The organism is Amycolatopsis sp. NPDC051716 (assembly GCF_040681595.1).
In the GTDB taxonomy this organism is placed as follows: domain Bacteria; phylum Actinomycetota; class Actinomycetes; order Mycobacteriales; family Pseudonocardiaceae; genus Amycolatopsis.
Genome location: NZ_JBFAZA010000041.1, coordinates 51,094 through 71,217 on the forward strand (window position 1 = coordinate 51,094; position 20,124 = coordinate 71,217).

Sequence of the window (20,124 nt, forward strand, 5' to 3'; positions counted from 1 at the left end):
GTTTTCCCTGGCCACCACCCATCAAACGCGCTGAGCCGGAGTCCGGCAGGGGATCGGGTCCGGCTGTCCCACGATCGGGTGATCCCGCCGCGGCACGTCTCACCCCACCAGGACGTTCTTGTAGAAGAGGTTGGCGTAGCGGTTGACGTTGTCGACGCTGCTGCGTGAGCCGAAGCCCAGGAAGAGGCGGGTTTCGCCGTCGGCCGTGCGGTAGACAGCCATGCCTTCGGGTTCGCGCCAGACGAGGGACTCGCCGGCCCGGGTGATCGCGCGTTCCTTCACCTCGCCGGTCTTCATGTCGACGCGCGTGACGTAGGAGTCGATGTCCGCCGCGTCGGCGTGGCCCGCTCCGTCCAAAATGTACAGGGAGCTGCCGAGGATCGTGTAGCCCTGGAAGACGACGCCCGACGAGCTCAGCGACGGCTGCGGGAAGTGGGCCAGCGGCTCGGAAAAGTCGCCGGCGACGGCCTTCGCGAGTGGGAACACGCTGAACCACATCCGGCCGCCTTCGTCGCGGCGCACGACCATCCGCTGGTACACCGGGTCGGTGGCGCAGGTGATGTTCTTGCTGCCGGTGAGGAACTTCTTCACCGCCGGGGTGCCGCCGTTCACGAACTTGAAGCGGGCGAGGGCGGTGCCGCGAGATTCGGTGGTGGTCCCGTCGGCGTCGCACTCCATCCAGATGTAGGAGGCGGTGCCGACGGGTTCCACGCCCAGTGACACGCCGTGCCCGGCGTGGTTCAGGTGCATCGAGCCGAGCAGCTCGCCGGAGAAGCTGAGCTGGCTGACGCACAGGTCGTCGCCGGAGGTGCCGTTCTGCGCCTGCACGATGAACAGGCGCCGGTTGACGTTGTCGAACGCGAAGCCCTGCATGACGTGGTGCGATTCGTGCAGCATCTTGCTGCGGAACAGGTCGTACGAGGGTTTGGTGATGTCGATGTAGGGCGACGCGGGGAGTTCTTCGGCCGCGGCGGCGGTCCCGGCGAGCAGCACCCCGCTTCCGAGCGCGACGGCGGTGGCGGCCCCGGCGCGGAAGAGCGAACGCCGGGAAAGCGTGAAGTCGGGAAGGAAGTTCTGGGGCACGGCTCGCCTCCTGGATCGGTGTATGGCGAGCGACCCTGCCCCGGCGCTGTACACGGGCCGTACAAACGCCTCGCCGGCGGTGCGGGGCCGGCGGCCCTGGTCGTCAATTCCCGGGGGTGAGGATCCATTGCCGTTCGTCGCCGGGATCGGGGCGGTAGGCGCAGTGGGTTCCCGTGTGGACGGTGTCGCGCAGGTGCTGCCCGAGTGGCTCGTCCAGCGTGGTGATCCGGGTGATCGCGGCGGTGATGGCCTTGGTGGCGGCGATGCGGGCGCGTTCGTGGCTGGCCCCGGCCGCCCGCGGTCGGCCGCCGAGACCGGCGGCCGAGGTGAGTTCGTGGACGAGGGCGTCTCGTTCGGCCTCGAGAATTTCGACGCGGCCGGTGTCGGACCACTCTTCGGCTTGGGCGAGCTCGTCGTCCAGGTCGTGGAGGCGCTGCCGGTACGCCTGGACCGCCTGCCGGTCGAGGGTTTCGCCGAGCGCGGGTTGTTCGACGCCGGGTTGCCCGCCGGTCACCAGGTCCAGGCAGGACATCGGCCGGCCGGGCCGGCCGAGGAGTTCACGGAGGTAGCGGTAGCCGCGCAACGCCCGGACCGGGACGGCGGCCTGGTCGGGGCCGATCAGCCACAGGCCGTCCGCGGCCGGGTGCAGGTGTACGCGTACCCCGCGGCCGGCGGGTGTGGTTGCGGGTGGCGGCCAGGTCAGCAGCCGGTTCCGCCACCAGGTCGCGCCCAGGCGTTCGTAGGTGGTGAGGGCCTGGGCTCGCAGCCGGGCGGCGGTTTCGGCGTCGCCCAGGGCCGCGGCGGCGCGGGCGAGGGTGTCGTCGGTGAGGCCGTGGAACATGACGGCGCCGGCGTTGATGACGGCTCGTCCGGTGTACGGGGTCAGCAGCCGGCTCGCCGCGCCGACGAGGTCGCGGTCGTCGACGGCGAGCGCCGCTTCGAGCAGGCATTGCAGGGTCAGCAGCCAGTTGACGTCGCGGGGCAGCTCGGTCAGGACTTGGCCGTGGAAGAGGTGGACGAGGACGCGGGCCCGGTCCGGGCGGCCCGCGCCGGCCCAGAGGAAGGCGGCTTCGGCCGCGACCGCGGTGGCGCCTTCGGCGAGGGCGAAGGTTTCGCATTCGGCGGCGACGGCCGCGCACCCGCCGGCGTCGCCGGTGTGGAGGGCGGTGTAGCCCTTCATGGCCTCGACGACCATCCACGCGTCGGGAAGCGCCGCCTGTTCGGACGCGGCGGTCGCCATGGCGATGAGGTGACCCGCGGTGTCGGTCCGGCCGCGCAGCAGGTCGAGCATCCACCGCCGGGACGCGGCGAAGAACCGGGCCCGGGGAGATTCCTCGCCGAGGTGTTCCAAGGCACGCATGTGCCGGTGGATCGTCGGCAGGGCCAGCGTCTCGCAGGCGACCTGCAGGCCCCACAGGTGTGCGCGCAGCCGCGTGCCGGGGTCGGTGACGTGGGCCGCGACCTCGTCGAGCCGGGCCGCCAGTTCGCCCCGCGCGGCCAGGTCGTCGGGTCCCCACCGGGCGGCGAGTGCGGCGTCGAGGCAGTCGGCGAGCAGTTCCGGTTCGCCCGTGCGCTCGGCGCAGCGGGTCGCCTCGTCGGCGAACCGGGTGGCACGGGCCGCGTGCCCGGCGTAGACCCAGCACCGGGCGAGCGCGGCGGCGATCCGGGCCCGGCCGGGGTCGTCGGTGGTGCGCACGAGGACGTCGTGGAGCTGGGCGGGCAGCTTGCCCGGCTCGGTGCCGAACGTGTAGACCGACGCCGCCCCGAGCCCGGCCCGGGTCCAGCCGGCGAGGTCCCCGGTTTCCCGGCAGCGGGTGATCGCGGTGTCGTAGAGGCGGGCGGCCTCGTCTCCCCGACCGGCCGTGCGGGCCGCGTCGGCCCGGTCGAGGAGTTCGGCCACGGGCACCGGGTCGCTCACCACGCCTCATCGTAGGATCGCGGACCCGGGTTCGGCCAGGTCACGGCCGCAGGAGCGGCACGGCGGCGGCGTGTTCGCGTTGCTTGGCTTCGTCCCAGTCGCCGGTGCAGTAGATCGCCAGTTCGACGATGCTCTCCCCGGCGACGTCGGCCCGGATCATCTCCCGGCTGTACCAGGACTGGCCGTCGTGGGTCCAGCGTTCCTCGAACTCGATGGTGAACCCGTGCTCGGTCGGTTCCACCCGTTCGACCCGCACCTGGCCGGGGTGCGGATGTCCCTCGGCCCGGATGGCCACGACCGCCTCGGGGGAGGCCGCCTGCACGCGCCAGTGCGGCAGCGAAAGGTCGGCGAAGACGTCCGGCGTGAACAGTCCCTCCGGGACGGTCCCGGTTTCGAGGAACCGGATCAGGTTCGCGACCGCCACGCGCGTCCCGTCGCGCAGTGGCGTGGCCGGGGCGGTCACGACCCCTCCCCGGCGGTGTCCAGGTTCTTCGCCACGACGGCCATCGTCGCCTCGAGGTCCGCGGTCGGGCTGAACTCGACCACCGAGGTGCCGGCGGTGACGAGGGGCAGGTGCCCGGGCGGGGCGTAGTAGGCGTCCCCGGCCACGTAGGTCTCGTCGTGGCCGGGCCAGCGGAAGGTCAGCTGGCCGGCGGTGACGACGCCCCAGTGGGCGCACGGGCACCGGTCGCCGGGAAGCCCGGCGAAGAACGGCGCGGGGTCGGCGTCCTGCTTGAACGTCTCGAAGCCGACGGTGTACCCGCCGAGCGGCGCGTAACGTCCCTCGAGCTGATCGGCGTCGACCGCGACCGGCGTCGACATCCGGCTGGCACTGGGCATTGGGGTCCTCCTGGGGTGCGAGAGCAGCTGATACCCCGATGGCGTGACAATCGGGGGAACACCCGTGCACCGCGGTGGAACGACCGCGCCCGGCGGATGGCGGATCTGTCGATCCGGGCAACACTGGAGCCATGGCCCGGTTCCTGTCGTCCGTGCACAGCGTCGAAGGTGAAGTTCGTGAGGAGCCCACCGAGGAGCGCATGCGTCGATCGCACCAGCTGCTCGGCGAGGTGGAGAAGGACCTGAAAGCGACCGGGGCCTGCGGGAGTCCGGCGGCGAGGTGCTGAAGACCGACGGGCCGTTCGCGGAAGTCAAGGAACACCTCGGCGGCTTTTACCTCATCGAGGCCGAGGACCTCGACGCCGCGGTGGCGTGGGCCGCCCGGGTCACCGCCGCGATCTCGGTGCCGATCGAGGTGCGCCCGCTCGCCGGGTTCGAGGCCCAGCGCGTGGGGAGTTCGACGGCGCTCGTTTCGGCGTTCGGCGTCGTGCTGCCGATCAGCGTGTCGCCACCCGCGACGAGGACCGTCAAGAAACCGGCAGGTGGAGCCCATTAGCCCCGGCGCCCCCGGTGGGGACGTCGTACGCTGGGACGATGCACGCCGTCGAGATGGCCGAGGAATACCCCGTGGTGGAGCTGGACTCCGACGCCCTGGACGCGGCGCGGCTGCTCGCCGAACGGCGGCTGCCCGGCCTGGTGGTGACCGACGAGGCGGGTTGCCCGCAGTCGGTGCTGCCCGCGTCGCAGGTGGTCCGGTTCCTGGTGCCCGGCTACGTGCGCGACGACCCGTCGCTGGCCGGGGTGCTCACCGAGTCGATGGCCGATCGGGTCGTGGACAAGCTGGGTGGCAAGACCGTGCGGTCGCTGCTGCCCGAGGAGGTCACGGAGCTGCCGCGGGTCAGCTCCGACGACACGATCGTCGAGGTCGCGGCCATGATGGCCCGGCTGCGCTGCCCCCTGGTCGCGGTCATGGAGGACCGGACCCTGATCGGCGTCATCTCCGCCTCACGGCTGCTGGAGCTGGCGCTGGCCCCGCGCTGAGCACCGCGGGGGTGACGGCATGAGCACCGCCATCGCGGTCACGGTGTTCGTGATCGCCTACGTCTTCATCGCGACCGAGAAGATCCCGAAGATGGTCGCCGCGCTGGCCGGCGCCGGCGTGATCCTCGCTCTCGGGATCAGCGGGGCGGACGACGCGTTCTTCTCCGAAGACACCGGGATCGACTGGAACGTCCTCTTCCTGCTGCTCGGCATGATGATCATCGTCGGCATCCTCCGGCGGACCGGCGTCTTCGAATACGTCGCGATCTGGGCGGCCAAACGGGCCAAGGGATCACCGGTGCGGGTGATGATCCTGCTGTCGCTGATCACGGCGGTGGCATCGGCGTTCCTGGACAACGTCACCACCGTGCTGCTGATCGCCCCGGTGACGCTGCTGGTCTGCGACCGCCTCGACATCAAGCCGGCGCCGTTCCTGATCGCCGAGGTGCTCGCCTCCAACATCGGCGGCACGGCCACGTTGATCGGCGACCCGCCGAACATCATCATCGGCAGCCGCGCCGGGCTGACGTTCAACGACTTCCTGGTCAACTTGACGCCGATCGTCGCGATCGAACTGGTCGTGTTCACGCTGGTGCTGCCCCGGTTGTTCCGCGGCTCCTTCACCGTGGACCCGGCCCGGGTCGCCGACGTGCTGGCGCTCAACGAGCGGGAAGCGATCCAGAAACCGAAGCTGCTGCTCAAGTCCGGGGTCGTGCTGCTGGCCGTGCTCGCCGGGTTCGTGCTGCACTCGGTGATCCACATCGAGCCGTCGGTCGTCGCCCTGCTCGGCGCCGGCGTCCTGGTGCTGCTCTCCGGAACCGAGCCGAAGCAGTACCTCGCCGGTGTCGAATGGGAAACGCTGCTGTTCTTCGCCGGGCTGTTCATCATGATCGGCGCGCTGGTCAAGACCGGCGTCATCGGGACGCTCGCCCGGCTGGCCGCCGACGCCACCGGCGGCAACGCGCTGCTCGCGGTCATGCTGATCCTCGGTGTGTCGACGCTGTTGTCCGGCGTCATCGACAACATCCCGTACGTGGCGACGATGAGCCCGCTCGTCTTGGCGCTGACCGAAGACATCCCGGACCCGGCCCACTCCGAAGCACTGTGGTGGTCGCTGGCGATCGGCGCCGACTTCGGCGGCAACATGACGGCCGTCGGCGCCAGCGCCAACGTCGTCATGCTCGGGATCGCCGCCCGTTCCGGAGCACCCATCACCTTCTGGGAATTCACGAAGAAGGGTGCCGTCATCACGGTGATCACGGTGCTGGTGGCCGCGCCCTACCTTTGGCTGCGCTACTTCGTCTTCTCGTGAACGACTGACACCCACCGCGACGGCCGGCGGCTCCCGTCGCCCCGGGAAGCAGCGCCGGGTGGATGGCTCGCCGGTCCCCTCGGCTGCTGACGCAGTCGTCCGGCGAGCCATCCTTCCCCCCCGTGAGTGAAACGTTGCGCACTAATCGTGACGGTGGGCCGGGACGTGGACAAGGCCGGCCGTCGGCCGTGTTCGGCGGTTCTTCGTTGCCGGGTGTCGGCAACTACTCAGACCGGCGTGCGCCGGTCGTTGGGCGGTCCACAGGCTTGCGCGTATCGTCGGGTGGTCTGCCGTGCCGGATTCCGGCAAGCCGGGAACGAGGGGGAACCGTGCCGTGGTGACCGAGCGTGCTCGTCCGGGGTGGGACACCGCCGTCGTCACGCGGCGCGCCGCCCGGGACGCGGGTGGCGTGGCGGTGGCCTTCCTGGCCGGGTACCCCGAGATGCTCGACGGGGTGAGCCGGACCGGGCGGCGGCTGACGGGGGAGGAGCTCGACTCCCGCCGCGCGCTGGGTGCCCAGGCCGCCGAGCAGAGCGTTCCTCTGCGGGCCCTGGCCGAGCTGTACCTCAGCGCGCAGTGGCTGTCCTGGCGCGAACTGCCCGCGGTCGCGTCGGCGACGGGCAAGGACGAGGTCTGCGCGATCGCCGAAGCGGTCATGCGTGCCGCCGACGACGCCATCGTCGCGCTCGCCGACGGGTACGACCGGGCCCAGCGGCTGGTGCTGTTCCAGGAGGGTGCCGAGCGCCGGGAGTTCATCGACGACCTGCTCCACGGCCGCAGCGATCTCGGGCGGCTGGCCGAACGCGCCGACCGGTTCGGGCTCCGCCTGGCCGCCAGCTACCTCGTGGCCGTGGCCCGCGCCGCCCAGCCGTTCACCGACGGCGATGCCCGGATGCGGCACGTCGAGACGAACCTGTTGGCCCGCTTCGACTCCCGCGACGTGCTCGTCACGACCAAAGACGGGCTGCTCGTCTGCGTCGCGCCCGGCGCCACCGGCGACGTGCCGGGCGAGTTCGCCCGCGAGCTCGAACCGGTGGTGCCGGCGGGGAGCGGGCAGATCGGCATCGGCCGCACGCACCCCGGACCGGCCGGCGTCCTCCGCTCCTACGAGGAAGCCCGCGGCGCCCTCGAACTGGCCGCGTCACTCGGGCTGACCACGCCCGTGCTGAGGGCCGAGGAGCTGCTCGTCTACCAGGTGCTGTTCCGCGACCGTGCCGCGATCATCGAACTGGTCGGTTCCGTGCTCAGCCCGCTGGTCGTCTCGCGAGGCGGTGCCCAGCCGGTCCTCGACACCCTGGCCGCCTACTTCTCCACCGGGGAGAACACCACCGAGACCGCCCGGAAGCTGTTCCTCAGCGTCCGGGCCGTCACCTACCGGCTCGACCGCGTCAAGCGCCTCACCGGCTACGACCCCCGGGACCCGGCGCACCGGTTCACCCTCGAAGCCGCGGTGCTGGGCGCGCGGCTGCTCGGCTGGCCCGCCCGTCCCCTGCGGACCTCCGGTTGACGGGTGGCCGCCGCCGAACTCGGCCTCAGTGCCAGGCGCGGAAGGCGTTCAGCAGGTCCTCGCGCACCGCGGGCGACAACGACTCCGGCGGCAGTTCCCCCAGCTCCGTGATCGTGGTCCGGAACTGCTCCAGGTAGCGTTCGCAGCCTTCGCACAACGCCAGGTGCTCGACGAACCGCGCTTCGGTCGCGGGGTCGAGTGCGCCGTCGAGGAACGCGGTGACCAGCTCGACGAACTCGTCGCAGTTCATCGCGCCACCCCCAGGTACCCGGCCAGCCGCGCGCGGACGACCGCGCGGGCGCGGTGCAGCAGCACCCGCTGGTTGGCCGCGGAGATCTGCAGGATTTCGCAGACCTCCTCGGCGGTGTGGTCGCCGACGTCGCGCAGGCTGATCACCGCGCGCTGCCGGGCCGGCAACTCGTCCAGCACGCCGGTGATCACCTCGCGGATTTCCAGTGCCAGTGCGGTTTTCTCCGGCGAGTCCCACGGTTCGGGAGCTGCCCGCCAGTGTCCGGGGTAGGCGCCGCCGGGCCCCTGGAACCGGCTGGGGTCCACCGTCGGGCCGTGGTCCTCGTCGCCGGGCAGCAGGCTGGTCCAGGGGACGCTGCGCTTTTCGTGCGTGCCGCGCTTCTTGGCCGTGTTGACCAGGATGCGGTACACCCAGGTCTTGAACGACGACCGGCCTTCGAAGGCGGCCAGTCCTTTCACGACCGCGAGCCAGGTGTCCTGCACGACTTCCTCGGCGGTGGCGTGCGTCGAGACGAAGGACCGGGCCAGCCGCAGCATCGAGGACGACCAGGCGTCGAGCACGCCGGCGAACGCCGCGCCGTCCCCGGCCCGCAGCGCCGCGACGAGTTCGTCGTCCGGGGGCAGCTTCGTCACCGCCCGAGCGTAGCCGCGGCCGTGCGGGAAAAGGGTGACGGTCACCTTACGGCCACCGGATCCGGCGTCCGCAGCAACGCCAGCGCCCCGGCCGGGAACAGCAGCACCGACAGCAGGCCCGCGCAGACCAGCGCGGCCGCGGTCACCGGCGTCATCAGGCCGGTCAGCACCCCGATCTGCGTGGCGGTGACCAGGAACGGCAGCGACGTCGCCTGCAGCAGGCCGGCCGCGATCGCCCGCCGCGTCCCGAATTCGCGCGCGAACAGCAGCGCCGGGATGCCGCGCGCGAGCAGCAGCGCCGCCAGGAACAGCGGGACGCGGGCGAGCGCGCCCGCGTCGGCGACCAAACCGGACAGATCGAGCCGCAAGCCGCTGGTGACGAAGAAGACCGGGACCAGGAAGCCGTAGCCGATCGCGTCCAGCTTGAGGCGGAACCGCGGGTGCGAGCCCGAATCGCGGTCGAGCAGGCCGACGACCGCGCCCGCCAGGAAGGCGCCGAGGATGCTCTCGAGCCCGAACGCCTCGGCCAGCGCGACGAACGCGACCAGCAGCACCACGGCCGCGCGGATGCGGATCTCGGCCGTGGTGTCCTGCAGCCGCGTGAGGGTGGCGCCGAGCCGCCGCGACCGGCCGACCAGTGCGATCACCACCGCGGTGACCACGACGAGGCCCGCGAACGCGACGAGCAGCACCAGCCGCGCGCCGGTGCTGCCGCCGGAGGCGGAAAACAGCAGCGACACCAGCAGGACGGCGGCGAAGTCGGCCACCGAGCACGCGGCGATGACCGCCTGCCCGAGGCCGCCGCCGGCCTGTCCGGCGTCCTTGAGCACCGGCACGACCAACCCGAGCGACGTCGCCGAGAGCGCCACGGCCACCAGCAGCGGGCTGTGGACCCACCCGGCGGTCGCGAACCCGGCGCCGGCGGCGAGGCCGAGGCCGACGGTGACGCCGTAGCCCAGCACCGCCACCCGCAACGCCCGCCCGCGCAGCCGGTGCACGTCGATCTCCAGCCCGGCCAGGAACAGCAGGAACGCCAGCCCGAGCAGGGCGACGATCTGCACCGGCAGGTCCGGCTCGAGCCAGCCCAGCCCGGACGGCCCGAGCGCGATCCCGGCGACGATCTCCAGCACCACCGCGGGCACGCGCAGCTTCGGCGCGAGCCCGAGCAGCAGCGGCGCCGCGAGCGCGATCGCCGCGACCGCGAACAAGTTGACGAAACCGACGCCCGGCATGACTTCAGCGGTATTCGGGGTTGGCGAAGTCGAAGCGGCAGCCGGCGTCCCATTCGCTGCGCTGGTTGCCGTGCACCGGGATGCCGCCGGCGTCCTTCAGGATGCGGGCGAGGTGCATCAGGTTCCACGTCATGAACGTGGTGTTGCGGTTGGTGAAGTCGTTCTCCGGCCCACCCGACCCGGCGTCCAGGTAGGACGGTCCTGGGCCGGCTTCGCCGATCCAGCCCGCGTCCGCCTGGGGCGGGATGGTGTAGCCGAGGTGCTGGAGGCTGTAGAGGACGTTCATCGCGCAGTGCTTGACGCCGTCTTCGTTCCCGGTGATCAGGCAACCGCCGATCCGGCCGTAGTAGGCGTACTGACCGGCGTCGTTGAGCAGGTGCGAGCAGGCGTAGAGCCGCTCGATGACCAGCTTGGTCACGGAACTGTTGTCCCCCAGCCAGATCGGCCCGGCGATCACCAGGATGTCGGCGGCCATCACCTTTTCGTAGAGCGACGGCCACTCGTCGCTCGCCCAGCCGTGCTCGGTCATGTCCGGCCAGACCCCGGTCGCGATGTCGTGGTCGATCGCGCGCACCACCTCGACCCCGACGCCGTTCTTCTCCATGATCCGGCGGCTGACGTCGATCAGGCCTTCGGTGTTGCTGCGCTCGGGCGAGCGCTTGAGGGTGCAATTGACGAACAGGGCGCGCAGGTCGTCGTAACTCGGCATGGGCCAGGCTCCTTCGGGCTGGTGGGTGAACCGCCCCGCTCAGTGCCGGCGACCCGCTCCTGCGTTACACGAAAGCTCGAGACCTGACTTGGCTCAACTTAGTGCGCACCGCGGTCGTGGATGCGGGTGAGGGCATCGCGGAGGTTGTCGGGTAGCGGGTCGACGGCGGTGAGGGTGTGCTCGCCGGCCTGGATGTCGATGGTGCGGTAGCGCGGGTGGTGCGCACGAACTTCTTGATCGACCAGCCGGTGGTCTGCTCGATCCACCTGCTGACGGCCAGGGCGGCGAACACGACCGTCAGGTGCGCGTCGATCGACTCGCGCTTGTGGTGGTAGATCGGCCGCGCACGTAGGTCGTGTTCAGACATTCGGAACGACTTCTCGATGTGGAACAGTCGGTGGTAGGCGTCGATCACGAACTCGGCGGTGACGTCCGGGAGGTTGGTGACGTAGCCTTTGAGGCCGGCAAGGGCGCGTGCCTTGGCTTCCAGGGTCCGGTTGACACTCTTGGTGGCGCCGGTGAGCTGGATGAACCGGTTGCGTTTGACCGCGGTCTTGCCGGCGACGGCCGGGATCTGCTCATTTGGGTGCTCGTGGCGCCACGCCTGGACCACGTACGGCACGTCGGGTATCCGCGCGCCGAGGATGAACGACAACCCCGCGGCCTCGATGGCCTGCTGGTTGGCCGCAGAGATCATGCCAGCGTCGGCCACGACCGGGACATCAGCCAGCTGGTGGGCATCCATGAACGCACAGATGGTCGGCAGCATCGTAGTGGTCTCGCCCCGGTTGCCCTCGAACGCGTTAACCATCAACGGAAACCCGCTTGCGTCGGTGAGCAGCCCGATCGTGATCTGCGGCTCCAGGCGGCGTTCTTCGGAGAACCCGGGCTCACGGAACCCGTCCCCGGCATCGGTCTCGAAGTACGAGGTGGACACATCGTGGAGAACCAGTGACGCCGGCCCCAGATCAGCGGTGCGGGCGCACGCCGCGGCCAACTTCTGCCGCCAGGACTCTTTCGCGAACGCGGGCAGACGCCGCTTGAGGGTCGCGTACGCCGGCGGGTCGAAACCTGCCTCCTCGACCACCCGCAGACTGTCCAGCTTGCTGGTCGGCTCGACGATCCGTGCCAGCACCACTGCCGGCCTGCAACGCCGCGAAGTCCGGGCCAAAGTCGAGCTCGGGCTGCCCCACAGCCAGACGCTGCCTCGCCACCGCCTTGAGGGCCTCCAACGCCGCATCGTCATGCGCCGAGCCGATGTGCTCGATGACCCGCGACGCGAGGAGTGCACGATCTGCACCGCCCTGGCCCCCGACGCCGTCTTCACCGTGCGCGCATACGCCACGAGAGACAGCCTGGAACCGGCCGCTTCGTGTGCAGATTTTCGCCGTTCACACGACGAAACCGCAGCTCAACAGCCAGCACCCTACCCAAGATCAGGGATCTTGAGCCAAAGTCAGGTAAGGTGACGGAATGGTCATGCGGGTGGCGGTTCCCGTGCTGCCGTGCCGAGATGTGCAGGCAGCGCGGTCGTACTTCACGGACGTGCTCGGATTCGACACCATATTCACCTGGGAGACCCCACCTAGCTACGCGGCCGTGATCCGCGACACCGCCGAGTTCCACCTGTACGCCGAAAGCAGCGTCGGCCCGGCCAGGGTGACGGTTGTCGTCGACGACGTCGATTCCTGCCACGACGAGCTGCGCGCCCGCGGCGCCGACATCGTCGAGCCACTGGCTGACCGGCCCTACGGGATGCGCGACTTCAACGTACGGACACCCGATGGGCACTTGTTGATCTTTAGCCAGCCGCTTACCGAGTACGGGTGACCATCAGCGGACCAGCCGGAAGAATGACCGGACCTCGTCGACGAACAACGCCGGCTGCTCGAACGCCGCGAAGTGGCCGCCCTTGCCGGGCTCGTTCCGGTACCGGATGTTCGGGAACCGGCGCTCCGCCCACCGCCGAGACGGGCGCTGCAGCTCCTTGGGGAAGACCGAACAGCCGGTGGGTACGGTCACCGGCGCGCCGGCCGACCCGGAGATCCATTCATTGACCTGCCGGAGGCTTTCCCAGTACAGCCGGGCGGATGAGGCACCGGTGCCGGGCAGCCAGTAGAGCATCAGGTTGTCGAGCAGCTCATCCCGGGTAATAACCCGATGCAGGTCGCCACCGGAGTCGGTCCACGACCAGAACTTCTCGACGATCCAGGCGCAGAGGGCGGCCGGCGAGTCGGCCAGCCCGTAGCCGACCGTCTGCGGCCGGGTCGGCTGCTGCGCCGAGTATCCGGAGCCCCATTCGTCCGCCTCCCGCAGTGTCGCGAGCGCCGCCCGCTCGGCACCGGTGAGGTCGTCCAACGTGGCCGGATCGGGCGGTGCGAGCGGCGACCCGATCGGGTTGCCGTTGACCGATGCTCGTGGCGATGCTGGTGCCCCAGTCGCTGCCCTGGGCGCCGAACCGCCGGTAGCCGAGCCGGGCCACCGGCTCGCACCACGCGTCGGATATCCGCTCGATCCCCCACCCCGGCGCGGCCGGCTTGTCGCTGAAGCCGTAACCGGGAAGCGATGGGCAGACCCCTGGAACCGGCCGCTTGGTGCGCAGATTTTCGCCGTTCACACGACGAAACCGCAGCTCAACAGCCAGCACCCTACCCAAGATCAGCGATCTTGAGCCAAGTCGGGTTACACGAAAGCCCGAGAAGCCGAAGTGCGGCGGCCCGGCTCAGCCGGCGGACGCTTCCGGGGAGCGGGTGTCGAGGACGACGCGGAACCGCGCGTCGCCGGACATCATCCGTTCGTAGGCCTTCGGGGCTTCGGACAGCGACATGATCTCGTTGCGGCTGCGGATCCCGCGGTCGTGGGCCAGCCGGAGGCTGTCCTCGTTCTCGATGGCCGAGCCGGTGAGGGCGCCGACGACCGCGTGCGTGCCGAAGATCAGGTCCGGGGTCCGGACTTCGATCGGGTCCGGCGCGGCCCCGACGACGAGCAGCTGCCCGCGGGTGGCCAGCCCTGCCACCAGCGGCGACATGGAGGCGCCGCTGGACGCCGTCGCGATGATCGCCGCGGCCCCGCCGAGCCGGGCGAGCGCTCGGCCCGGGTCGGCCGCGGTGCTGTCGATGTACTCGTCCGCACCGAGTTCGGCGGCCAGTCCGGCTTTGCCGGTGCCGCGGGCGATCGCCGCCACGCGGTGGCCGAGGGTCTTGGCGTACTGGATGCCGAGGTGGCCGAGGCCGCCGATGCCCTGGATCGCGACCAGCGAGCCGGGCCGGGCGCCGGCGGTGAGCAGGGCGCGGTAGACGGTGAGCCCGGCACACAGCAGCGGTGCGACGTCGAGCGGCCGGGCGCCGTCGGGGATGCGGACCAGGCCGGTGGCGCGCGCGTAGGCGATTTCGGCGTAGCCGCCGTCGGTCGTGGTGCCGGTCCAGGGCTGGTCGGTGCAGTTGACGAAGTCGCCGCGGCGGCAGTTGTCGCACTGACCGCAGTGGCCGTTGAGGTAGCCGACGCCGACGTGGTCGCCGGCCGCCCACGCGGTCACGCCCGGGCCGACGGCGTCGACCACGCCGACGATCTCGTGGCCGGGCACGACGGGCACCGACGGGTCGGCGCGCAGCCCTTCGACGGCGAGGGTGTCGCTGTGGCAGACCCCGCAGGCCTCGACCCGCAGCCGGACCTCACCGGGCAACGGGTCGCGGAGCTCGCGCTCCACCAGAGCGAACTGGCGGGTGCCGGTCACTTCGAACGCACCGTAGGACATCACGGGGCTCCGATCTGGGTGTGGAGCCGGCGGTCGAGGTCGCGCAGGACGTGCAGGAACGCTTCGGAGAAGGTGGGGAACGGCTGGACGACGTCGAGCAGCACGGCCAGGGGGACGCGGGCGCGGATCGCGAGGGTGGCCTGCTGGAGCCATTCGCCGGCTTCGGGCCCGGCGGCGTACGCGCCGGTGAGCCGTTCGCCGTCGGAGAAGACGGTCAGGAAACCGGGCCGGGTGTCGTAGGCGCGGGTGAACGTGGCCGTGCGGGGCACGCCGGACAGCGGGACCGTCGCCGTGAAAACGCCTTCGGCGGCGCCGACGGCCGCGGCCTGCGGGTCGGTGAACACGACACGGGGGATGGCGTCGTAGTTGACGGTCGTGGGCCGGCCGAGGATGTTCGCGGCCACCACCCGGCCCTGGTACTCGCCGACGTGGGTCAGGTTCCACTGGCCGGTGACGTCGCCGACGGCCCACAGGCCGTCGCCCGCGGCCATGCGTTCGTCGACCGGGAGCCCGTGGGGGTTCGCCTCGACACCGACCGTTTCGAGCCCGATGCCGTCGACCCGCGGCCGCCGTCCGGTGGCGATGAGCAGCCGGTCGGCGCGCAGGCCGGTGCCGTCGGGCAGGTCGAGCACGTACTCGTCGCCGTCGAGCCGCGCCGCACTCGCCTGCTGCCCGAGGTGCAGGGCGATGCCGTCGGCGCGCAGGGCTTCTCCGACGGCTTCGCCGAGCGCCCGGGGTTCGCGGGGGAGGACGTGGCCGGCGCCGTCGACCAGCGCGACCTCGGCGCCGAGCCGGGCGAACGCCTGGGCCAGCTCGACGCCGGTCGGCCCGGCGCCGAGCACGAGGAGCCGGCGCGGGATCTCGGTCGCGCCGGTGGCCTCGCGGTTCGTCCACAGCCCGGGCAGTTCGCGCAGCCCGGGCACGGGCGGGAGCACCGGCGCGGAACCGGTCGCGATGACGATGTGGCCGGCGGTGTACGGCTTTCCGTTCACGGCGACGGTGTGCGGTCCGGCGAGCTTGCCTTCGCCGCGCAGGACCTCGATGCCGGTGTCGTGGGCCCACTTCCCGGCGCCCGCGTCGTCGTAGGACGACACCATGAAGTCGCGCCAGGCCAGCGCCGCCGCGGCGGCCACCTGGCCGGTGACGGCTTCGCGAGCACCCGGGACGGCCCGGGCGGCGGCCAGCGCTTCGCCGGGCCGCAGCAGGGTTTTGGACGGGATGCACGCCCAGTAGGAGCATTCGCCGCCGAGCAGTTCCCGCTCGACGACGGCGACCCGGAGGCCGCCCGCGGCGAGCGCGGCCGCGGTGTGTTCGCCCGGTGCGCCACCGCCGAGGACGATGGCGTCGAAATCGTGGTGAGCCATGGTGCCTGCTTTCGGGGTTTCGGTGCGCGGGTAGCCCCCGCGCACCGCCGGATGGGCTCAGGCGTCCTGGTGGTCGGTCATGTACTGGGCGTACCAGACCGGCCACTGCTCGTCGTACTGCCCGGTCTCCTTCTCGTGCTCGCCGTGCGCGGCCGCGGCCTCGCGCAGGGCCTTCTCCAGCTGCTGCGCCGACCCGTAGGTCACGCCGGTGACGCGGCCGGGGAACCGGGTGGTGATTTCCTGCAGCAGCCAGGTGTTGCCGTCGGGGTCGCTGAAGGACGCGAACGACGAGTACGTGCCGCGGTCGGGGTGCGCGCCCGGGGCGAACGCGCCAGTGTCGTCGCGGTGGAAGACCTCGCTGACGTCGACGCCGTGGCCGGCGAGCTCGGCGCGGGCGGCTTCGACGTCGTCGACGACGAGGTAGGTGCCGCGGACCGAGCCGGGGGTGGCGTCGGTGATGCCGGTGCCGAAGTGGACCGACGCCGGTGACCCCGGCGGGGTCAGCTGCACGACGCGCGAGGCGCCGAACTCGATGTCGGCGTCTTCGCGCCAGCCGAGTGTCTTGTAGAAGTGCTTGGTCCGGTCGACGTCGGTGACGGGCAGGACCACGACTTCGAGCTTCATGTCCATGATCGGACTCCTTCTCGCGGTGGCGGCGGGTTCGTCGCTCACCACCACATTCGTCCGCCGGCGGCCCGTTCGCCCCCGTGGGACACCCTGGTCCGGCCCGGGCCCGGGCCCGGGGATCGCGCTAGGGTTCCGGGTCATGCCGGGTCGGGAGGCGGAGCTGGTCGGCCGCGGCGACGAACTCGCCGTCCTCGACGGCGCGCTCGCCGCGGCGCGGACGGGACAGAGCCGGGTGCTGGTGCTGCGCGGCGAGGCCGGCATCGGCAAGACCGCGCTCCTGGAGCACGTCGCGGCCCGGGCGGCCGGCTGCCGGGTCGCGCGGACGGCCGGCGTCGAGTCCGAGCAGGAGCTGCCCTACGCCGGCCTGCAGCAGCTGTGCGCGCCCTTCACCGACCGGGCCGGGCACTTGCCGGCTCCGCAGCGGACGGCCCTCGGCACGGCGTTCGGCCTGACCGCCGGGGAACCGCCGGACCGGTTCCTGGTCGGGCTGGCGGTGCTGACGCTGCTCGCCGACGTCGCCGAGGACCGGCCCCTGGTGTGCCTGGTCGACGACGCCCAGTGGCTCGATCGGGTGTCCGCGCAGACGATCGCGTTCGTCGCCCGGCGGTTGCTCGCGGAGCCGATCGTCCTGGTCCTCGCGGTGCGGGAACCCGCGGAGCAGCTCGACCTGGCCGGGTTGCCGGAGCTGGCCGTCCGCGGCCTCGGGGACGCGGCGGCCGGCGCCCTGCTGGACTCGGTGCTCCAGGGCCCGCTGGACGTCCGGGTGCGCGACCGGATCGTCGCCGAAACGCACGGCAACCCCCTCGCCCTGGTCGAGCTGCCCCGGTTCTGGACCGCCGCCGAGCAGGCCGACGGTCTCCGCCGGCCGGACGGCGACGGGCTGGCCGGCCGCCTCGAGCGGTGCTTCCTGCAGCAGCTGGCGCCACTGCCGGCCGACACCCGGAAGCTGCTGCTGGTCGCGGCCGCGGAGCCGCTGGGGGACGCGACCCTGCTCTGGCGCGCGGCCGGGGCGCTCGGCCTGGGTGCCGACCCGGCGGCCGCGGCCGAGGCGACCGGGCTGATCGAGTTCGGGCCGCGGATCCGGTTCCGGCACCCGCTGGTGCGCTCGGCGGTCTACCGGTCCGCGGCCGGCCCGGACCGGCGGGAAGCGCACCGGGTGCTGGCGGAGGTGACCGACGCCGTCCTCGACCCGGACCGGCGCGCCTGGCACCGCGCGCAGGCGACCGTCGCCCCGGACGAAGACGTCGCGGCCGAGCTGGAGCGCTCGGCCGGCCGGGCCCAGGCGCGCGGAGGTCTCGTCGCCGCCGCGGCGTTGCTGGAACAGGCGGCCACCCTCACCCCCGACCCGGCGGTGCGGGCCCGGCGCGAGCTCGCCGCGGCCCGGTCGAAACGCGGCGCCGGCGCGCTGGAAGCGGCGCTGGGCTTGCTGGGCGCCGCCGGGGCCGGGCCGCCCGATCCGGTACGCGACGCCGAAGCCGAACGGCTCCGCGGGCAGATCGCGTTCGACCAGCGGCGCAGCGGCGACGCGGCCGGGCTCCTCCTGCGCGCCGCCGGGCACCTCGACGGTGCCCCGGCCCGCGAGACGTACCTGGAGGCGCTCGGCGCCGCCGTGTGGGCGGGATCCGGCGTCGTCGAAGCCGCGAGACGAGCGCGTGCGGCGCCGCCGGCCCAGGTGCCGCCCACCGCCGCCGACCTCGTGCTCGACGCGCTCGCGACCCGGCTCACCGACGGGTACGCCGCGGCGGCCCCGCTGATGACCGGGGCGATCGACGCCGTCCGCGCGCTGGACACCGGCGGCGAGAACACCGCGCGCGTGCTGTGGCTGCTGGGCAACCGGGCCGGCGGCACCCTCGCGACCGAGGTGCTCGACTACGCGGCCGGCCACGCCCTCGCCGAACGTCAGGTCCGGCTGGCCCGCGACACCGGCGCGCTCGTCCAGCTGCAGTTCGCCCTCAACTTCCTGGCCAACCACGAGCTGGCGGCCGGCGACCTGACGGCGGCCCAGGTGCTGGTCGACGAGGACCGCCTGCTCGCCGACGTCACCGGCGGCCGGCCGGTCGGGTACAGCGCGATCCTGCTCGCGGCCCTGCGCGGCCGGGACGCCGAGGCCACCGCGGTCATCGCCGCCGCGGCCGCGGAGGCCGCCGGGCGGCGCCAGGGCCGGGTCGTGCGGTTCGCCGACTACGCGCACGCCGTGCTCGGCAACGGCCTCGGCCGCCACGACCTCGCCCGCGACGCGGCCCGCCGGGTGTTCGAGCACGACACCGTCGGCCACCAGGCCCTGGCGACCGCCGAACTGGCGGAAGCCGCTTCGCGCACCGGCGACGACGATCTCGTCACGGCCGCGCTGGACCGGATGTCCGGACGTGCCCGGGCCACCCCGACGGTGTGGACGCGGGCGCTCGAAGCCCGCCTGCGGGCGCTGGCCGGCGAGACCCCGGAAGAGTGCTACGCCGAATCGATCGCGTTGCTCGCCGGGACGCCGTTGCGGGTCGAGCTTGCCCGGGGGCACCTGTTGTTCGGCGAGTGGCTCCGGCGTGCGGGACGCCGTGTCGACGCCCGGGAGCACCTGCGCACCGCGCACACCATGACCTCCGCGATGGGCCTCGAAGCCTTCGCCGACCGCGCGCGCCGCGAACTGCTGGCCACCGGCGAGACGGCCCGAAAACGCACCGCCGGGACCACCGGGGAACTGACCGCCCAGGAGTTCCAGATCGCGCGCCTGGCCCGCGAAGGACTGTCCAACCCGGAAATCGGCACGCGGCTCTTCCTCAGCCCGCGCACCGTGGAATGGCACCTGCGCAAGGTGTTCGGCAAGCTCGGGATCAGCTCACGGCGTCAACTGCGCGAGACGGCGCTCGAGAAGGCCTGAGCGCGCTGACCCGCTCAGCGGCTGCCGGCCGGAAACTCCTCGATCCACCGGTGTGCGGTGGTGCACGCCTCGGCTTCGCTGCCCCGCAGGTGCTCGACGACCTCGCCGTCGGCCCACAGCATGAGGGCGACCGTCCCGGGCCGGATCGGGGTCAGCCCGATGAGCAGGCGCCGCCCGTCGCGTTCGACGATCCGCTCGGCGGTGAGCTAGTGCCCGGTCGTGCCGGTGCGGGTGACCGTCCAGGCCGAGTCGGCGGCGAGCTCGGCCACCGACCGGGGTCCGGGTTCCCCGGTCTGTCCGTCGGGCACGTCCACCACCCTCGCCTGGGTTCTCCGATCCGGTGTTATACCGATGAACCTTAGGTTAACAACGGCCGGCGTGGTTTTCCGGAACGCCACGCTGAGCTGCGCTTTCGGGGCACCTCGGTCCGGTCGGCGCAGTTCCTGTGTGCCGCCGGTGGTTCCCCGCCGCGGACATGATCCACTACCGTGTGCCGAAACCTGGGGGCCGCGACCGCAGGGAGCCGTGATGCCGACCCTCACCACCGTGGCCGACTGGACGATCACCGCGTCCGGTGACACCGCGACCTTCACGCATGCCGCCGCCGGTGGCCACTGGGCGCCGCGGGTGTGGAGCGGGCGGGGTCTCGCGATCGCCGAGGCCGACCTCCCCGCGCTCGACAAGGTGCTGGGCGAGGTGCTGAAGCTGCCGGTCTACTGGCTGGCCCGCGCTCGCCGCGATCCCGGCGCGGGGGAGGCGGCGGTGTGGTCGGAGCCGCGGTACGACTCCGGCGACCAGTTCGTCCACCTCGACGGCCCGTGCCGGGCCGGCGACCCGGCCGCGGGGTACCGGCCGGTCCCGGCGTTCGCCATCGACCTGGTCCACCTGCGCGGCCTGCGGATCAGGGTCGCCGCGTACCGGGCGGCGGCCTGGCGCTGAACGAGACGACGTCCGCCGCGCGGACTGCTCGTCGTGGCGTTCGC

General features: G+C 72.2%; 20 protein-coding genes and 2 pseudogenes. 8 read left to right on the top strand and 14 right to left on the bottom strand.

Annotated features, from left to right (window positions below; genetic code table 11):
* Positions 1–99: 99 nt before the first annotated feature.
* The 4 genes from AB0M30_RS39595 to AB0M30_RS39610 form a co-directional block, all read right to left on the bottom strand.
* Positions 100–1,083, bottom strand: coding sequence for a teichoic acid biosynthesis protein C (locus AB0M30_RS39595; RefSeq protein WP_364595307.1), 984 nt, complete (start codon positions 1,081–1,083; stop codon positions 100–102).
* A gap of 103 nt (positions 1,084–1,186) precedes the next feature.
* The gene (locus AB0M30_RS39600) at positions 1,187–3,001 is read right to left on the bottom strand and encodes a hypothetical protein (protein WP_364595309.1); all 1,815 of its coding nucleotides are present in this window, start codon (positions 2,999–3,001) and stop codon (positions 1,187–1,189) included.
* Positions 3,002–3,041: 40 nt separating this feature from the next.
* Positions 3,042–3,464, bottom strand: a complete 423-nt coding sequence (locus AB0M30_RS39605) for a hypothetical protein (protein WP_364595312.1) — start codon at positions 3,462–3,464, stop codon at positions 3,042–3,044.
* Entirely contained in the window at positions 3,461–3,841 is a 381-nt protein-coding gene (locus AB0M30_RS39610; protein WP_364595315.1) for a hypothetical protein, read from the bottom strand. The genes AB0M30_RS39605 and AB0M30_RS39610 overlap by 4 nt, the downstream gene beginning before the upstream one ends.
* Positions 3,842–3,972: 131 nt before the next feature.
* Between AB0M30_RS39610 and AB0M30_RS39615 the strand changes: the two genes are divergently transcribed.
* From AB0M30_RS39615 to AB0M30_RS39635, 5 genes are all read left to right on the top strand, one after another.
* Positions 3,973–4,128: a hypothetical protein gene (locus AB0M30_RS39615; RefSeq protein ID WP_364595318.1), complete on the top strand. Its 156-nt coding sequence runs from the start codon at positions 3,973–3,975 to the stop codon at positions 4,126–4,128.
* A complete protein-coding gene (locus tag AB0M30_RS39620) occupies positions 4,122–4,397 on the top strand; it encodes a YciI family protein (protein WP_364595321.1) in 276 nt (91 codons plus the stop codon). Before AB0M30_RS39615 ends, AB0M30_RS39620 begins: the two co-directional genes overlap by 7 nt.
* A gap of 38 nt (positions 4,398–4,435) precedes the next feature.
* On the top strand, positions 4,436–4,882 hold the full coding sequence (locus tag AB0M30_RS39625; protein WP_364595324.1) for a CBS domain-containing protein: 447 nt from the start codon (positions 4,436–4,438) through the stop codon (positions 4,880–4,882).
* A 19-nt stretch (positions 4,883–4,901) separates the two neighbouring features.
* Positions 4,902–6,194, top strand: coding sequence for an ArsB/NhaD family transporter (locus tag AB0M30_RS39630; RefSeq protein ID WP_364595327.1), 1,293 nt, complete (start codon positions 4,902–4,904; stop codon positions 6,192–6,194).
* 337 nt (positions 6,195–6,531) lie between these two features.
* Positions 6,532–7,701, top strand: a complete 1,170-nt coding sequence (locus AB0M30_RS39635; RefSeq protein ID WP_364595330.1) for a helix-turn-helix domain-containing protein — start codon at positions 6,532–6,534, stop codon at positions 7,699–7,701.
* A gap of 25 nt (positions 7,702–7,726) precedes the next feature.
* Here AB0M30_RS39635 and AB0M30_RS39640 read toward each other — a convergent pair whose 3' ends face one another.
* The 5 genes and pseudogenes from AB0M30_RS39640 to AB0M30_RS39660 all read right to left on the bottom strand — a co-directional run bounded on the left by AB0M30_RS39640 (position 7,727) and on the right by AB0M30_RS39660 (position 11,824).
* Positions 7,727–7,951, bottom strand: a complete 225-nt coding sequence (locus AB0M30_RS39640) for a zf-HC2 domain-containing protein (protein WP_364595333.1) — start codon at positions 7,949–7,951, stop codon at positions 7,727–7,729.
* Positions 7,948–8,583, bottom strand: coding sequence for a sigma-70 family RNA polymerase sigma factor (locus AB0M30_RS39645; protein ID WP_364595335.1), 636 nt, complete (start codon positions 8,581–8,583; stop codon positions 7,948–7,950). The genes AB0M30_RS39640 and AB0M30_RS39645 overlap by 4 nt, the downstream gene beginning before the upstream one ends.
* Positions 8,584–8,624: 41 nt before the next feature.
* Positions 8,625–9,815, bottom strand: coding sequence for a cation:proton antiporter (locus tag AB0M30_RS39650; protein ID WP_364595337.1), 1,191 nt, complete (start codon positions 9,813–9,815; stop codon positions 8,625–8,627).
* A 4-nt stretch (positions 9,816–9,819) separates the two neighbouring features.
* The gene (locus tag AB0M30_RS39655; protein ID WP_364595339.1) at positions 9,820–10,524 is read right to left on the bottom strand and encodes a flavodoxin family protein; all 705 of its coding nucleotides are present in this window, start codon (positions 10,522–10,524) and stop codon (positions 9,820–9,822) included.
* Positions 10,525–10,622: 98 nt separating this feature from the next.
* Positions 10,623–11,824 (bottom strand): annotated as a pseudogene (locus AB0M30_RS39660) (IS1634 family transposase).
* 173 nt (positions 11,825–11,997) lie between these two features.
* Between AB0M30_RS39660 and AB0M30_RS39665 the strand changes: the two are divergent.
* Positions 11,998–12,354 (top strand): VOC family protein, encoded by a 357-nt coding sequence (locus AB0M30_RS39665; RefSeq protein WP_053731577.1) that lies wholly within the window; start codon positions 11,998–12,000, stop codon positions 12,352–12,354.
* Positions 12,355–12,357: 3 nt separating this feature from the next.
* Here AB0M30_RS39665 and AB0M30_RS39670 read toward each other — a convergent pair whose 3' ends face one another.
* The 5 genes and pseudogenes from AB0M30_RS39670 to AB0M30_RS39690 form a co-directional block, all read right to left on the bottom strand.
* Positions 12,358–12,882, bottom strand: coding sequence for an alpha/beta hydrolase (locus AB0M30_RS39670; RefSeq protein WP_364595340.1), 525 nt, complete (start codon positions 12,880–12,882; stop codon positions 12,358–12,360).
* A 64-nt stretch (positions 12,883–12,946) separates the two neighbouring features.
* A pseudogene (locus AB0M30_RS39675) lies at positions 12,947–13,171 on the bottom strand (hypothetical protein); the annotation flags it as partial.
* Between the two features lie 75 nt (positions 13,172–13,246).
* Positions 13,247–14,278, bottom strand: coding sequence for an alcohol dehydrogenase catalytic domain-containing protein (locus AB0M30_RS39680; RefSeq protein WP_364595342.1), 1,032 nt, complete (start codon positions 14,276–14,278; stop codon positions 13,247–13,249).
* On the bottom strand, positions 14,278–15,642 hold the full coding sequence (locus AB0M30_RS39685) for an NAD(P)/FAD-dependent oxidoreductase (RefSeq protein WP_364595344.1): 1,365 nt from the start codon (positions 15,640–15,642) through the stop codon (positions 14,278–14,280). Before AB0M30_RS39685 ends, AB0M30_RS39680 begins: the two co-directional genes overlap by 1 nt.
* A 57-nt stretch (positions 15,643–15,699) precedes the next feature.
* Positions 15,700–16,272: a VOC family protein gene (locus AB0M30_RS39690; protein ID WP_364595347.1), complete on the bottom strand. Its 573-nt coding sequence runs from the start codon at positions 16,270–16,272 to the stop codon at positions 15,700–15,702.
* A 136-nt stretch (positions 16,273–16,408) separates the two neighbouring features.
* Here AB0M30_RS39690 and AB0M30_RS39695 point away from each other — a divergent pair, with 136 nt between their 5' ends.
* A complete protein-coding gene (locus AB0M30_RS39695) occupies positions 16,409–19,141 on the top strand; it encodes an AAA family ATPase (protein ID WP_364595350.1) in 2,733 nt (910 codons plus the stop codon).
* A 528-nt stretch (positions 19,142–19,669) separates the two neighbouring features.
* On the top strand, positions 19,670–20,080 hold the full coding sequence (locus tag AB0M30_RS39700; RefSeq protein WP_364595353.1) for a hypothetical protein: 411 nt from the start codon (positions 19,670–19,672) through the stop codon (positions 20,078–20,080).
* Positions 20,081–20,124 lie beyond the last annotated feature (44 nt).

Bases quoted from the DNA above. Each gene is read 5' to 3' on its own strand.
- AB0M30_RS39610 (WP_364595315.1), bottom strand. From the start codon at position 3,841: ATGCCCAGTGCCAGCCGGATGTCGACGCCGGTCGCGGTCGACGCCGAT.
- AB0M30_RS39615 (WP_364595318.1), top strand. From the start codon at position 3,973: ATGGCCCGGTTCCTGTCGTCCGTGCACAGCGTCGAAGGTGAAGTTCGT.
- AB0M30_RS39625 (WP_364595324.1), top strand. From the start codon at position 4,436: ATGCACGCCGTCGAGATGGCCGAGGAATACCCCGTGGTGGAGCTGGAC.
- AB0M30_RS39630 (WP_364595327.1), top strand. From the start codon at position 4,902: ATGAGCACCGCCATCGCGGTCACGGTGTTCGTGATCGCCTACGTCTTC.
- AB0M30_RS39640 (WP_364595333.1), bottom strand. From the start codon at position 7,951: ATGAACTGCGACGAGTTCGTCGAGCTGGTCACCGCGTTCCTCGACGGC.
- AB0M30_RS39650 (WP_364595337.1), bottom strand. From the start codon at position 9,815: ATGCCGGGCGTCGGTTTCGTCAACTTGTTCGCGGTCGCGGCGATCGCG.
- AB0M30_RS39655 (WP_364595339.1), bottom strand. From the start codon at position 10,524: ATGCCGAGTTACGACGACCTGCGCGCCCTGTTCGTCAATTGCACCCTC.
- AB0M30_RS39665 (WP_053731577.1), top strand. From the start codon at position 11,998: ATGGTCATGCGGGTGGCGGTTCCCGTGCTGCCGTGCCGAGATGTGCAG.
- AB0M30_RS39680 (WP_364595342.1), bottom strand. From the start codon at position 14,278: ATGTCCTACGGTGCGTTCGAAGTGACCGGCACCCGCCAGTTCGCTCTG.
- AB0M30_RS39685 (WP_364595344.1), bottom strand. From the start codon at position 15,642: ATGGCTCACCACGATTTCGACGCCATCGTCCTCGGCGGTGGCGCACCG.
- AB0M30_RS39690 (WP_364595347.1), bottom strand. From the start codon at position 16,272: ATGGACATGAAGCTCGAAGTCGTGGTCCTGCCCGTCACCGACGTCGAC.
- AB0M30_RS39695 (WP_364595350.1), top strand. From the start codon at position 16,409: ATGCCGGGTCGGGAGGCGGAGCTGGTCGGCCGCGGCGACGAACTCGCC.
- AB0M30_RS39700 (WP_364595353.1), top strand. From the start codon at position 19,670: ATGCCGACCCTCACCACCGTGGCCGACTGGACGATCACCGCGTCCGGT.